Source organism: Amycolatopsis kentuckyensis, assembly GCF_002155975.1.
Lineage (GTDB): Bacteria > Actinomycetota > Actinomycetes > Mycobacteriales > Pseudonocardiaceae > Amycolatopsis > Amycolatopsis kentuckyensis.
In genome coordinates this window covers 1-13,593 of record NZ_MUMI01000191.1, presented here as the reverse complement: position 1 = coordinate 13,593, position 13,593 = coordinate 1, and the positions used below count along the sequence as shown (strand labels likewise).

Here is a 13,593-nt window from a genome sequence, read left to right as displayed (position 1 = left end):
TCGCCCGGCGCCGGGCGATGATCCGGCGGCCGACATCGATCATCGGGACCTCGACCCAGCGGTAGAGCACGTCGGAAGCCAGCAGCCCGACGATCGTCACGGCGACCGCCGTGAGCGTCCGGCGTGGGCCGAACTGCGGGATGGCCCCCGCGAGCGCCACCGCGACCACGCCCTGCAGCAGGTAGAGAGAGTACGAGCGCTCCCCGATGAACCGCATCGGGCGCAGCGACAACACCCAGGCCAGCGGGCCGCCGCCGGCGACCAGCGACGGCACCAGGAGTGCCACGAGCACGATGTAGACAGTGACGGTGATCGCGCCGCCTTCGTCGTGCAGCAGGTCGACGAGTTCACCGAGTGTGACCTGGACCGCAATCAGTGCGGCGGCGACCACGCATCCGACGAGCGGGTGGGTGAACAGCCTGAGCGCGGCGAAGCCCTTGTGGTGGTTCAGCACGATCGCCAGCGTGCAGCCGATGAGGATCGGCGAGTACGCGCCCGCGTAGGGCATGAAGGGGATCAGGGCGAGCATGACGGCGACGAGGCCGACGGAGAGGCTCAGGCGCTTCACGAAGCCGAGTGCGCCGACGCCGAACGCGAGCAGCGGCCACACGAGGTAGAACTTCTGCTCGATGCCGAGGGTCCAGGCCTGCCCGAAGAGGGGAAGGGGGCGGTATTCGGCGAGGAAGGCGACGTTCCACGGCAGAACCGCCAGGGTGCTGCTGCTCCGCAGGTCCACACCACGGAGGTAGGTGAAGGCGAGGACCACGCCGAGTACGACGTAGTAGACGGGAAGGATTCGGAACGTACGGCGGATGTAGAACTCCGGCAGGGAGACCCGGCCGTTGCGGGCCTCTTCGCGCAGCGCGAGGGTGGTGATCAGGTAGCCGGAGAGCACGAAGAACAGGTGCACCCCGATCCAACCGTGCGCCCTCACCCAGACGGGACCACCGTAGTGAGCCACGACCACGAGCAGAGCAGCGACGGCACGGACGCCGTCGAGGGCCGGGAATCTTCGAGTGGCCAGGTACTGGTCGTGTGTCATCATCGCGTGACTCCCCACGAGGCGCGGCCGATTGAACCGATCCAATGTAATGGGCGATCATGACATCCACTCGTTGGGGTGGAGTTTCGGGCTTGCTGAGCCCGACGGTGTCCGTCCGGATCGGTCGGGAGGATCCTCCGCCGGACCGCCGCCACCCGGTCCAAACCGACATCCGTGAAAGCCGGCGGACGGTGTTCCTCTCGGCGGTGACGGGTTCCCGCGGGCCGGACTTCCTCGCCGGTCCTCACGCCCCGGCGGGTCACGCGGTCGAGCTGCGCGCGTTCCCGGGTGCGCCGCGGTGACGCACCTTCGCGTTCGATGGCACCACGCCTGCTCGACGACCCGGTCCTGCTCTACAGCGAGCAGGACGCCGCCCGCTATGAGACCCGGAAGGTCGAGGTCTACCGCGACGGCCGAGGCCACCGGGCCGGCGACGGGTTCGACGCTGCTCGGCTCGGAGCCGGTTGCCAATCTGGCGGAGATCGCCGCCCAGGAGTTCACGCCGGAGGTGATCGGCGCCGCGACCGGGCCGCTGGGCAAGATGGGCTCGCGGCGACCTCTGCCTCGGGTTCGAGGGACGGTTCGGGTATCCGCCGGGCGAGAACCGGGTACCAAGGAAATCGGGTTTTCCGTCGTGGCGCCCGACGTGGGACAGTTCATCGACTTCCTCCGTGACGAGATTTCGAAGCAGGTCTGACATCCCTCCAATATGAAGCGTGGTGCGTGGCCCAGCCGGATATCCCGGCTGTTTCCCGTACGAGCACGAGCTCTGGTACCCGCATTTATCGCGGGCGTGCTGGCATTGACGCACACGCCGGCCGAGGTCCAGCTGTTCGTGCTGGACATGGGTGGCGGGGCGCTGCCGCCGGGTCGTCGCCGAGCTGACGACGTTGCTGGAGCAGCGCGAAGAGTTTTTCGCCGCGCAAGGGATCGAGTCGATGGTGGCGTTTCGAGCCCGCCGTGCGGAGTTCACCGGGGGCAGGGCGTTGCCGGTGGACGTGAAGCGTCACCGCAGCTGCCGGGCCGGAAACGCCGGTGTCGCGACTGCACGGCACCGGTTGGTCCAGATCGCCTGGACCAACCGGCGGAGTCCTGAAGGCTGTTCAGGAACGCATCCACTCCGGTAGCTCGCCACCCACGCGACGTTCCATCAGCAGACAGAACTCCCGAGAACGCGGCCCAAGATCGAGCCAGAGCACCGACAGGTCGACGCCGTCGGCACGGGCGTTTTGGACCGCCTCGAGGAACCCGGTCGTCACGGCTTCCCTCGCGGCCGGAGTCCCTCCGGCGACGATGTCCTCGACCGCAGCCAAGACGGCACGTCGCTCTTCCGGGGCCAGCCGGCCCGCGGCGCGGGCGAAGGTCGAGCCGAGGTGCCCCAGCCGCACGATCAGCGGCAGTTCACCGAAGTCGGGGTCGACTCCATTGGCGTCGCCGGACCAGTCGAGCACCTGAGCCCGATCGGCGGCGGCCAGCACGTCACTGACTCGCACGACGGCTTCGACTGCTTCCGGTGTCCTGGTCACATCCCCTCCAACGCGTTCAGCATGTCGAGGATAACGTTCTGCGCCGCGGCCCGGTCGGCCTCGCTCACGAAGATACCTGACTTGGGGGGAATCTCGGCCCCCGAAGGATTGTCCCGCAGCCACTTCTGCAACGCGGTGATGTAGCTGCGTGCCTTGCTCGCGTGGTCGAAGCCGGTGCCGCTCAGGTTGAGCGCGCGCTCCACGCGGACCATGGCCGCGGTGCTGCCGCTGCCGAAGCGCGCGCCCGGCCGGTACAGCTCGTTCATCAGGCCGGAAAGCTTCGGGTCCGTCGTGAACGGCTTCGCCATCTGGGCCCGCAGCGACGTGAGCAGCTTCCCGAAGGCCCCTTCACCGGCGCCGCGGAGCAGGCCGGGCACGACCGACTCGCCGAGCAGCTTGGCGAGCGGGACCTTGAGCAGGCGCTCGAGCGGCTTGCCGACACCGTTCTCGATCTTCTGGCCCAGCTGGTCCGGCACGGCGTTGAGCTGGTTGCGCAGCGTGTCGCCGCACACCAGGGCGTGGTCGTCGCTGTTGCAGTAGGCCTTCAGGTAGAGGTCCGAGAGGCTCAGGGTGCTCCCCAAGCGCAGCAGCGGGATGTAGGAGTCGCCCTCCTCGGCCAGCCAGATCCCGAAGTCGATGGCCAGCACGTCACAGGACTGCCCGAGCCCGGCCGGCAACCTCGTGCCGTTGAGAAAGCAGCCACCGTCGAAGTAGACCAGGGTGATCGCGCCCTCGGCGTACTGGCGGATGCTGAAGACTCCGTCGTCGTACGTACCGGATGCGGCCTCGGCGTCGCGGCGCGCAGCGTCCTCCTGCTGGCCCTTTTCCCAGGCCAGCCGACCCGCTTCCGTGGCCGCCGCGGCGGCGTCCGAGGCAGCCTGACCGGCCTCGGTCGCCGCGTCCCTGGCGATCTTGGCCGAGGTCGCGGCCCGGTCCGCGGCGATCCGCGCTTCGGAAGCCGAGATGCGGGCTCGCTCGGCCGACTGTTCCGCGGCACGCGCGTCCCGCTGGGCGGCCAAGGACGCGGTTGTCGCCTGCTTCGCCGAAGCGGCCGCGTCGTTCGCGGACTGCTGGGCCTGGTTGGCGGACTCCTGTGCCTGGTCGGAGTAGGTCTTGGCCCGGGCGGCCGACGCCCGGGCGTCGGCCGCGTACCGATCGGCGTCATCCTGCGCCCCGCGCGCCGTGGCGGCCGACGCGGCGGCCTGGAAGGCGTTCTGCTGCGCCAGCGCGGCCGAGCGGGCGGCGGCGGCCAGGTAACCGCCGACTTCGGCGACGTGAGTCGCGGTGTCGGCGTCGCGGACCTGTGCACGGAACTTCTCGCCCTGCAGGAAGTTGTCCAGGTAGAACGCGGGCCCGGACAGCGCGACCCGCGCCGCGGCCTTGACCTCGGCGCCGCCGGTCGCCAGCGCCTGCGTGACCAGGGTCCGGTTGTCCCCTTCCCTCGCGGTGTACTGGCCCGTGGTGAGGAACGCCGTCACGTCGGCAGGACCGCCCTGGAGGGCTTTCCGGCCCTCGGCCTGCACACCCGGCCCGCCCGCACTCACGAGCTGGGTCACGAACACCCGGTCGTCGATCTCCTTGCCGTCGTAGGCCCGAGTCCGCAGGAACTCCTTGACCTGCGCGTACCCGCCGGTGAGCGCACCCAGAGCAGCCGTCCTCTGGGCGGGCTTGGCGGTGGTGTCGGCAATCGCACCGACGCTGACCCGGTCATCTCGTTCGAGGGCGGCCGAAAGACCTCCGCGCACGAACGCGATGACCTCCGCTTCGGTGCCGGACAACGCGTCGGAGGCGGCCGCCTTCTCCCACGGGCCGCCGACGTGCCACAACCGGGCCGCGATCTTGCGGCCGTCGGTCACGGCGACGTCGTGGGGCGTGGTGGCGGCACCGGCCTCGTCAAGGAGCTGCTGGACTTCGGTCTCCAGCCGGGCCGCCGTACCCGCGCTCCAGACCGTGCTGACCTGCGTGGCCGTTTGGTGCTCCTTGGCGTCCTCGGCGTCGCTGATCGCCTGGTTCTGCTGCGCGACCAGCCGCTCTTCATCGGCACGACGCGCCGTGGCGGCGATCCCGGCGGCCTGGTTCGACGCCGCAGAGGCGGCGTCAGCCGCCCGCTGGGCTTCGGCGGCAGCCGCCGCGGACCGATCGGCCGCAGTAGCAGCGTCGCCGGCGAAGTCGGCCGCGTCATTCGCCGCCTTCGCCGCGTTCTCGGCGTGGGTCGCCGCGTCCAGCGCCGCCCGGCGTGACTCGTCGGCCGCGGCTGCTGCCTCGTGCGCGATGGACACCGCCGCCGCGGCGGCGCGCTTCGCTTCGGCGGCAGCTCGCTTGGCGCGGGCCGAAGCGGCACTCGCCCGCGCCGCACTCGCGCCGGCCTTCTGTGCCCACGAACCCGCTTCACCGGCCGCGCCGGAGGCCTCGTCCGCGTGCGTACCCGCTGAAGCCGCCGCCGAAGCGGCATTGCCGGCGGCGATCGCCGCCTTGCCCGCCGCGTCCGCAGCTTCGGCGGCCTTCTTCGCTCCTTGGGCGACGGCAAGGGCGTCGGTCGCCGCTTTCCTGGCGTCGAAGGCGTGCCCTCGATCGATCAACGCGAGCGCGGCCGCGTCGCCGGCTCGCGAGGCGGCCTGGTTCGCCATCGAAGCGGCGGTCGCGGCCTGGCTGGCGGCGTTCGCAGCCACCCGCGCCGCCGCGTTCGCCGACTGCGCAGCGCCGACCGCGGTGCGAGCCGCGTCGGCGGCCCGGTCCGCCGCGTCCGCTGCACGGCCCGCGGCGTCGGCAGCCCGTGCCGCCGACCCCTGCGCGGCCTGGGTCTCCGACGCGGCGCGGGCGGCCGCTTCCTTCGCCAGCTGAGCGGCCTTCACCGCCTGCTCGGACGCTTCGACGGCCAGCTTCGTCTGGTCAGCGGCCCGGTCACCGGCTGCCTTCGCCGTGTCGGCGAGCTGGGCGACCGACAGCACTTCCTGGTCTCGTTGCGCGGCGATCGGGTAGCCGACGGCAAGGAATTCGCGGATATCGGCCGTCGAACCGGTGAGCGCGCGTTTGGCTGCCGCCTTGACCTCCGGGCCCCCGGTGGCCAGCAGCTGGGTGACGCGCACCCGGTCGTCGCTGTCGCGAGCGGTGTACTGCCCCCGGTTGAGGAAGTTTTGGACGGCGACAGCATCACCGTTCAGCGCCTCCCGCGCGGCCGCCTGGACTCCCGGGCCTCCGATCGCCAGGATCTGGGTGACCCGAACCCGCTGATCCTGTTGGTACGGCTCCTGGTAACCGGACGCGAGAAATGCCTTCATGGTCTCGACCGTCCCGCTGAGCGCCTGCACCGCCGCCCCTCTTACCCCAGGGCCACCCTGCGCCAGCATCTGCGTGACCTGCACCCGCAGGTCGGTCTCGGCCGCGGAGAACTGCCCGGCGGTCAGGTACTGGTGCACGTCCTGGTCGGAGCCCACCAAAGCGGCTTCGGCTCCGCTCGACACGCTGGGGCCGCCGGACTGCAGCAATGCCAGCACCCGAGCCCGCTCGGACGGTGGTGGTCCCTCTGCCGCCCCTGCCGGAGCGGACACCATCCCGGACATCATCACCACAGCGGCCGCGGCGGAAAGAAGAGAACGCACGCTGAACATCGAGACCTCACTGGTCGAAGAATGCGCGAAGCGCCAGGCGCCGCCGATTCCCGCCGATGCCTGGATGACAACGGTCCTTTCTCAGGACGAAGCGGACCTCAGTTCGACGAGCGGCGTGAACCCATTCTGAGGGTCGAGGCCCTCGCCGACCGGAACCAGGTCGTTCTTGGCGATGTCGTACACGGTCGCCGCACCCTTGACGGTCAACGTCGCCTTGAGCAGGTGGTCGTCGCCCTTGATCAGGTAGACGGAGGCGAGGTCGAGCGCGAGGTAGCCCTGGTTGGCGGTAACCCGGAAGCAGAACGGATTCGTCTTCGTCCGGCTCCACACCTGGACCAGATTTCCGGCGGCCGAGCAGTCGGTGAACAGAATGTGGCTATCGCCCTTGAGCAGCCGGATTCCGCGTTCGGCGAAAATCTTGTCGGCGCCGGGGTAGTCGTAGGTCTCGACGATCTGCGGCAACGAGTCGTCGCTCGCTGCGGAGGCGGACCCGGCCTCCGCATGCGCTGAGGGCAAACTCGCCACGACCGGCGCGACGACAGCGAGAACCGCACCCGCAAAAAGCGAGCCAAGGATTTTTCGCACGGAACTTCCTCCCCTGAGCCACCCCACGACCGGGGAGCCCTCCGGACATTACCCAAACACGACACCGAACACAGTGTGGCGCAGAACACAACAATCCGGTGTAAAAAACCAGCGGGGATCGACGATTAAGCTGGACTGGATCGAGCTGTCGGGCGTTGTGCTCCGATCGGCCTAACACAATGATTCGCTGCGAAGCCCTCCCGGTTCACCGAGAATGGCGCTCGCGCGTTCAGATTGAGGGGGAACTGTGGCAAATCGCCCGAGGGCGGCCGCACTCGGCACGCTCGTCATCGCGCTCGCGGCCGGAACCCTGGTCGCGACACCGGCTTCAGCCGTGTCCGGCAGCACCGTCGTTGCCACTGGCTACGCCGCCAAGCTGTCGACCGAAGGCCGTGCCTGCAGCGGCGCACTTGTCGAGCCCGCACTGGTGCTCACCGCCAAGAGCTGCTTTCCCGAGAATCCACAGGGCGGCCAGCCCGTGAAAGCGACAACCGTCACCGTCGGCGGGCACGCCGCAAAGGTGATTGCCCTGGTCACGCAGACCGATCGCGACGCGGCACTGGCTCGGCTCGACACCACGATCACCGATGTCACCCCCGCCAAATTGAGCGTCGTCGCGGACGTGCCCGGCAGTACGGAAAGCCTGTCGCTCACCGGTTGGGGCCGGACGTCCGACGAGTGGGTGCCGAACGCTCCCCATGTCGCCCAGTTCACAGTCTCGGCGAGCACCGCGACAACTCTTTCGCTCACCGGTACCGGCGGTACCGACGCCTGTAAGGGTGATGCCGGCGCACCGGTAGTGCGTCCCGACGGCACAGTCGTCGCGGTGGCGAGCAGCTCCTGGCAGCACGGCTGCCTCGGTGAGACCGAAACCCGGCAAGGCACGACCGGAGTCCGCGTGGACGACCTGAGCGGCTGGATCCGCGACCAGGCGATCATCGGCACCGCCAAGGCGGTCGGCCACGGCGTCACCCTTTCGTGGACCCCGCTGGCTGCTTCCGATGACACGACCTACTCGATCTACGCCAGCTCCAACGGCCCCGCCGCCTCGAGCGCGGAACAGCTCATCGGCACCACCAAGGCGAGCGCGTTCCTCCACACGGCCACCGCCCACAAGACCTGGAACTACCTGGTCAGGGCCTCGAACGGTGCCACGAGCCCGCAGTTCACCGCCACCACCGGCGCGCGCTCGGCCAGCGACTTCACCGGCGACGGCAAAGACGACGTTGCCAGCTTCACCCGTGAGAACGGCGCCGATGTCTTCGTCGCGACCTCCGACGGCAGCAAGTTCCAGGGCACGTCCCAGCGCTGGCACGACGGATTCGGTCTCACGTCGGAGATCCCGCTGAGCGGCGACTTCAACGGCGACGGCAAGGTGGACATCGCCACCTTCGCCCGAGGCACGTCCGGCGACGTCTATGTCGCCCTCTCCGACGGCACCAAGTTCAACGGCAACGGCGTGCTGTGGCACGACTACTTCGCCGTGTACGACGAGATTCCCGCGGTCGGGGACTTCAACGGCGACGGCAAGGACGACATCGCCGTCTTCGTCCGAGGCACGGCCGGCGACGTCTATGTCTCCCTGTCCGACGGCACCAAGTTCGGCCCGAGTTCGGTGTGGCACAACGACTTCGGCTACAACACCGAACTGCCTTACGTCGGGGACTTCAACGGCGACGGCAAGGACGACATCGCCGTCTTCACCCGCGGCACGTCCGGCGACGTCTATGTCGCCCTCTCCGACGGCACCAAGTTCGTCGGCAGCGGCGCCAAATGGCACGACTACTTCAGCGTCGGCAGCGAAGTGCCCGCGATCGGAGACTTCAACGGCGACGGCAAGGACGACATCGCGACATTCGTCCGCGGAACCGCCGGCGACGTTTACGTCGCCTTCTCCGACGGCACGAAATTCGGCGCCGGGGCCCTCTGGCACGACTACTTCGGCATCAGCAGCGAAGTGCCGGCGGTCGGTGACTTCAACGGCGACGGCAAGGCCGACATAGCCGTCTTCGTCCGCGGAACCGCCGGCGACGTCTACGTCTCGTTGTCGACCGGCGCGAAGTTCGACACCAGTTCGGCTTGGCACGGCAACTTCGCGTTCAACAGCGAAGTTCCCGTTCCCCGGGCGATCACGATCCTGTGACGCGTGCTTGCCCCGGGACCACGGTCTCGGGGCGAGTTGCCGGCGTCGGTAGGTTCCGAAATCCTTGACGGCTCTTGCGATGAGCCGGTCGAGGGCGGTAGCCGCGGTGGTAGCTGCCGCCGCGGCGCTGAGTCGGGTCTCAGCGGAGGTTGCGAACGCCCAGCAGGACATCATCGGCGGGAACACGGTCTCCTCCGCACCGTGGGGCGCCCAGGTGTCTGGCGCGGCTCGCAGTCGGCGTGGCCCCAGAGGCCGGTAGAGAGATCAAACGGCTGCGATCAGTCGTCGAGCAGTACGACTTGCTCGCCATCGCGGTGACGCTCGACGGCGCGGTCGAGCCCGTAGTTGAACCGGAACGTGACATCCACAGTCCCGCGCGTCAGAGGGGAAGACGCAGGACGCACCACAGGACGGGCAGCTGGGTTCGAGGGCGTCGGCGTGAAAGTGCACCGCACCGACGGCACCGAGGCCGAGGCTGGCGCAGGAGCCGCACCAGTGCAACCAACACGGACAAAACGGCCAGTCCCCAGCGCAGCTTCATGTCCGGGCCGAAGCACAGCTCAAGGCCAGGATCGTCGCCGACCCGATTCCCGGGGCGGCCTTGGCGCCGTCGATCGCGAGCGGGGTCGTGTCCTAATCGGCCAGTCTGCCGGCGATGGTGGTGGCGTCGTCGACGGATGACGTCCAGGATGGGGACTCCGTCTAGGAGAAGGCCAAGGAGCCGGTGCTCGCATTGACGGGGCCCTGGTATCTGCCGGAGCCGGTCGAGGGTGAGATGGAAGATCCACCCCCCCCGGCGGGCCTGCGGCACTAGAGACGACTGATGGTGATGCCATGATCGAACGCGAGCGGTTCGAAGCACTGTTCGCCAGCCGCGGCGAGGAAGGCGTTCCCGGTCTCGCCCGCGAGGCTTTGCAGGCAGGTGCAGACTACGAGGTGGCGGCCGCCCCTTCCCGAGCCGACGTGTTGACATCCATCTTCGCGCGGCGGGCACGAACTACGCGCCGCGCGGGGCAGGGTTCGATCGGGTTCGACGAAGGGGTGCGTGAGCTCCGCGAGTACCAAGGCGAGCGGCTGGTTCTCGCGCACATCGACGACCGTCCTCGGGGTGGTTATTACCTCCAGGTCTTCCTGACCCCGGATCTGTCGCAAATTGTGACGTGCTTCGGCGTGGAGCCGACGTCTGCCGGCCGGAAGCGGACTGACAGCGAGAGTTGACCTACCAGCCGAGCATGGCGCGCTGGATCTTCACCGGGTGCGCCGGTGCCCCATCCAGCGGCCCGTTCGGATCGGTAGGGATGATCCCGTCCGCCACCATCCGGTCGATCGCGGACATCCCCCGGACCACCCGCCCCATCACGGAGTAATTCGCCGGAATGTTCGCGAACGAATGCACGATGAAGAACTCCGACCCGTTCGTCCCCGGCCCCTGGTTCCCCATCGCGATCGTTCCACGCGGATAAGTCTCGGCCCCGGAAACCTCGTCCGGGAACTTGTACCCCGGCCCACCCTTCTCCACCTCATAGATGTCCCCGCACTGAAGAACACCAAGGCGAGCAGAGTTCGACAAACGCCAGCACTGCGACCGGTCGTAGAACCGCTGCAGAACCAGCGAAACCATGTTGTGCACCGCACAAGGCGCCGCCCCGCCGCGATCCAGCCGCACGGTCACCGGCCCGTAGTTGAACCGGAACGTCACGTCGACAGTCCCGTGCGTCAAAGCCACAGGCAAAGGACGCACCACGGGACGAGCCGCCGGGTTGTCCGGGGTCGGGGTGAACGTGCACCGGACCACCGGAACCGAGGCCGAAGCCGGCGAAGGAGCCGCCAGCAACGCACCCAGTACACCCACGAGAGCAAGTCCCCAGCGCAGCTTCATGCCGGGGACGTTAGCGAAAAACCGACTACTTGCGCCAGGCCGTGCGCTGCTTGCGGATGTCCAGCACCAGCAGCAGGACCAGGAACGCCGCCAGGCCGACCAGCCACACGTTCTCGGTGTTGTTCTCGTGGTTTCCCTTGATCATCACCAGCAGGATGATCGCGCTGACCCAGCCGGCGATGCGGGTGGCCTTCGGGAACGAGCCGTGCCAGCCCCAGGCCGCGGACGGCTCGTCGCGCGGGTCGACCTCGGGCCGCCTCTTCTCGACCGCCTTGCCTGCCACGATGAACTCCTCAAACCCCGTGAACCTCGGACCCGGCGATGATCCCACACCTCCGGGTGCGCCGCGGAGACGCCCCGCGCGACAATGACCGGCGATGACTACCTCGCGAAGCGTTCTCGTGCTCGGCTCGACCGGGTCCATCGGCGTGCAGGCCCTCGACGTCGCCGCGCGCAACCCGCACCTGTTCCGGGTGGCCGGGATCGCCGCCGGTGGGGCCGATCCGGCGGCGCTCGCCGCTCAGGCGATCGCCCACGGCGTCGACGCCGTCGCCGTGACCAAGGCCACGGCCGCCGAGGACGTCCAGCTCGCGCTGTACGCCGAAGCGCAGAAGCGCGGGTACGCGCAGGGCGAGTTCAAGATCCCGCGGCTCTTCGCGGGCTCCGACGCCGTCACCGAGCTGATCGACGCCGTCAACGTCGACACCGTTCTCAACGCCCTGCCCGGCTCCCGCGGCCTCGAGCCGACGCTCAAGGCGCTCGCCACCGGCGCCACTCTCGCGCTCGCGAACAAGGAGTCGCTCATCGCCGGTGGGCCGCTGGTGCTCGCCGCCGCCAAGCCGGGGCAGCTCGTGCCCGTCGACTCCGAACACTCCGCCATCGCGCAGGCGCTGCGGGCCGGAAAAGACAGCGAAGTCGCCCGGCTGGTCCTCACCGCGTCCGGCGGCCCGTTCCGCGGCCGCAAGCGCGCCGAGCTGGCCGACGTCACCGTCGAGCAGGCGATGGCGCACCCGACCTGGTCCATGGGCCCGCTCATCACGATCAACTCCGCCACCCTGGTCAACAAGGGCCTGGAGCTGATCGAGGCGGCCCTGCTCTTCGACATCGCGCCGGAGAAGATCGACGTCACCGTGCACCCGCAGTCGATCGTTCACTCGATGGTGACGTTCACCGACGGCTCGACGATCGCCCAGGCCAGCCCGCCCGACATGCGGCTGCCGATCGCGCTCGCGCTGCACTGGCCCGACCGGGTGCCCGGCGCCGCCGCCGCGTGCACCTGGGACACCGCCGCGACCTGGACTTTCGAGCCGCTGGACGACGAGGCCTTCCCGGCCGTCGAGCTGGCCCGGCACTGCGGCGCCGCCGGTGGCTGCCTGCCCGCGGTCTACAACGCCGCGAACGAGGAGCTCGTGGCGGCTTTCCTCGCGCAGAACACCAGCTTCACGTCGATAGTGGACACTGTTTCCGAGGTGGTGGGAGCCGCCGACGAATGGCGTCGCGAACCGCGCGACGTCGAGGACGTTCTCGCCGCCGAGCGCTGGGCTCGCGCGCGGGCCGGTTCGATCATCGAGGGGAAGTAGCGGGTGCTCGCCTACATCATCGGTGTGGTGCTCTTCGCACTGGGGATCTGCGTCTCAGTCGCGCTGCACGAGGCCGGCCACATGGTCACCGCGAAGGCCTTCGGCATGAAGGTCCGCCGGTACTTCGTGGGCTTCGGGCCCACGGTGTTCTCCTGGCGCCGCGGGGAGACCGAGTACGGCCTGAAGTGGATCCCGCTCGGCGGGTTCTGCGACATCGCCGGCATGACCGCGCTCGACGAGGTGACGCCGGACGAGGCGCCGCGCGCGATGTGGCGGTTCAAGACCTGGAAGCGCACCGTCGTGATGTCGGCCGGGTCGATCACCCACTTCATCCTGGGCTTCGTGGTCCTCTACCTGATGGCCGTGACCATGGGCCTGCCGAGCCTGGCGGCCTCCGAACCGCCCAAGCCGGTGCTGGACTCGACCTCCTGTGCCGTCCCGACGACGTCGAAGGAGCAGGCCGCGGCCCAGGCCAAGAACCCCAGCTGCCCGGCGGGGGCGCTGACTCCGGCGGCGACGGGCGGGCTGCGGGCCGGTGACACGGTGCTCGCCGTCGGCGGGAAGCCGGTCGCGACCTGGGAGGAGATGCTCACCGCCGTGCAGGCCACCAGTGGCCGGACGGTGTTCGAGGTGCAGCGCGGCGGCCAGCAGTTGTGGCTCGTCGTCGACGTGCCCAAGGTGGCGCGCTGGAACGGCAAGGAGGTCAAGGAGGTCGGCATGATCGGCGCCTCGCCCAAGATGCCGGCGCTGACCACGCAGTACGGCCCGGTCGACGCGATCGGCGCCACCTTCAGCTTCACCGGCACGATGTTCGCCGAGACGGCGCAGCGGCTCGTCCAGTTCCCCGAGCGCATCCCGGCCGTGGTCACCGCCATCTTCGGCGGCGAGCGCGATCCGAACACCCCGGTCAGCGTCGTCGGCGCGAGCCGGATCGGCGGCGAGGCCGTCGAGCAGGGCATCTGGGTGCTGTTCTTCTTCCTGCTGGCCAGCCTGAACTTCTTCATCGGCGTGTTCAACCTGCTGCCGCTGCTGCCGCTGGACGGCGGGCACATCGCGGTGGTCTGGTACGAGCGCGTCCGCGACTGGATCCGCGGCCTGCGCGGCAAGAGCGCCGGGGGCCCGGTCGACTACACGAAGCTGTCCGGCATCACGATGGTCCTGGTGCTCATCGGCGGCGCGGTGACGCTACTCACGGTGACGGCGGACATCGTCAACCCGATCCGGATCGGG

At 69.2% G+C, this 13,593-nt stretch carries 11 protein-coding genes; 5 read left to right on the top strand and 6 right to left on the bottom strand.

Going from position 1 to position 13,593, the window contains the following annotated elements:
• Positions 1–1,045: acyltransferase family protein (locus tag CCN39_RS19410; protein WP_086843943.1), on the bottom strand; the 1,045-nt coding region annotated here is incomplete at its 3' end.
• Between the two features lie 315 nt (positions 1,046–1,360).
• Between CCN39_RS19410 and CCN39_RS52895 the strand changes: the two genes are divergently transcribed.
• Positions 1,361–1,717, top strand: coding sequence for a DUF6881 domain-containing protein (locus tag CCN39_RS52895; protein WP_353526821.1), 357 nt, complete (start codon positions 1,361–1,363; stop codon positions 1,715–1,717).
• A 428-nt stretch (positions 1,718–2,145) separates the two neighbouring features.
• Here the strand turns inward: CCN39_RS52895 and CCN39_RS19390 are convergent, their stop codons facing one another.
• From CCN39_RS19390 to CCN39_RS19380, 3 genes are all read right to left on the bottom strand, one after another.
• Entirely contained in the window at positions 2,146–2,568 is a 423-nt protein-coding gene (locus CCN39_RS19390; RefSeq protein ID WP_143264080.1) for a hypothetical protein, read from the bottom strand.
• Positions 2,565–6,062 (bottom strand): ALF repeat-containing protein, encoded by a 3,498-nt coding sequence (locus CCN39_RS19385; RefSeq protein WP_158104528.1) that lies wholly within the window; start codon positions 6,060–6,062, stop codon positions 2,565–2,567. Before CCN39_RS19385 ends, CCN39_RS19390 begins: the two co-directional genes overlap by 4 nt.
• Before the next feature lie 195 nt (positions 6,063–6,257).
• Entirely contained in the window at positions 6,258–6,761 is a 504-nt protein-coding gene (locus CCN39_RS19380; RefSeq protein ID WP_143264079.1) for a hypothetical protein, read from the bottom strand.
• Positions 6,762–7,095: 334 nt separating this feature from the next.
• On the opposite strand from CCN39_RS19380, the gene CCN39_RS19375 reads away from it, so the two are divergent.
• Positions 7,096–8,904: an FG-GAP-like repeat-containing protein gene (locus tag CCN39_RS19375; protein ID WP_244210868.1), complete on the top strand. Its 1,809-nt coding sequence runs from the start codon at positions 7,096–7,098 to the stop codon at positions 8,902–8,904.
• Positions 8,905–9,738: 834 nt separating this feature from the next.
• Positions 9,739–10,122, top strand: coding sequence for a hypothetical protein (locus CCN39_RS19370; RefSeq protein WP_086843923.1), 384 nt, complete (start codon positions 9,739–9,741; stop codon positions 10,120–10,122).
• 1 nt (position 10,123) lies between these two features.
• Here the strand turns inward: CCN39_RS19370 and CCN39_RS19365 are convergent, their stop codons facing one another.
• Together CCN39_RS19365 and CCN39_RS19360 are read right to left on the bottom strand one after the other, a co-directional pair.
• Positions 10,124–10,783, bottom strand: a complete 660-nt coding sequence (locus CCN39_RS19365) for a peptidylprolyl isomerase (protein WP_086843921.1) — start codon at positions 10,781–10,783, stop codon at positions 10,124–10,126.
• 25 nt (positions 10,784–10,808) lie between these two features.
• Positions 10,809–11,066 (bottom strand): DUF2631 domain-containing protein, encoded by a 258-nt coding sequence (locus tag CCN39_RS19360; protein ID WP_043786955.1) that lies wholly within the window; start codon positions 11,064–11,066, stop codon positions 10,809–10,811.
• 94 nt (positions 11,067–11,160) lie between these two features.
• On the opposite strand from CCN39_RS19360, the gene dxr reads away from it, so the two are divergent.
• Complete coding sequence (gene dxr / locus CCN39_RS19355) at positions 11,161–12,363, top strand: 1-deoxy-D-xylulose-5-phosphate reductoisomerase (RefSeq protein WP_086843919.1); 1,203 nt, start codon at positions 11,161–11,163, stop codon at positions 12,361–12,363.
• 3 nt (positions 12,364–12,366) lie between these two features.
• On the top strand, positions 12,367–13,593 hold a 1,227-nt coding region (locus CCN39_RS19350; protein WP_086843938.1), incomplete at its 3' end, for a M50 family metallopeptidase.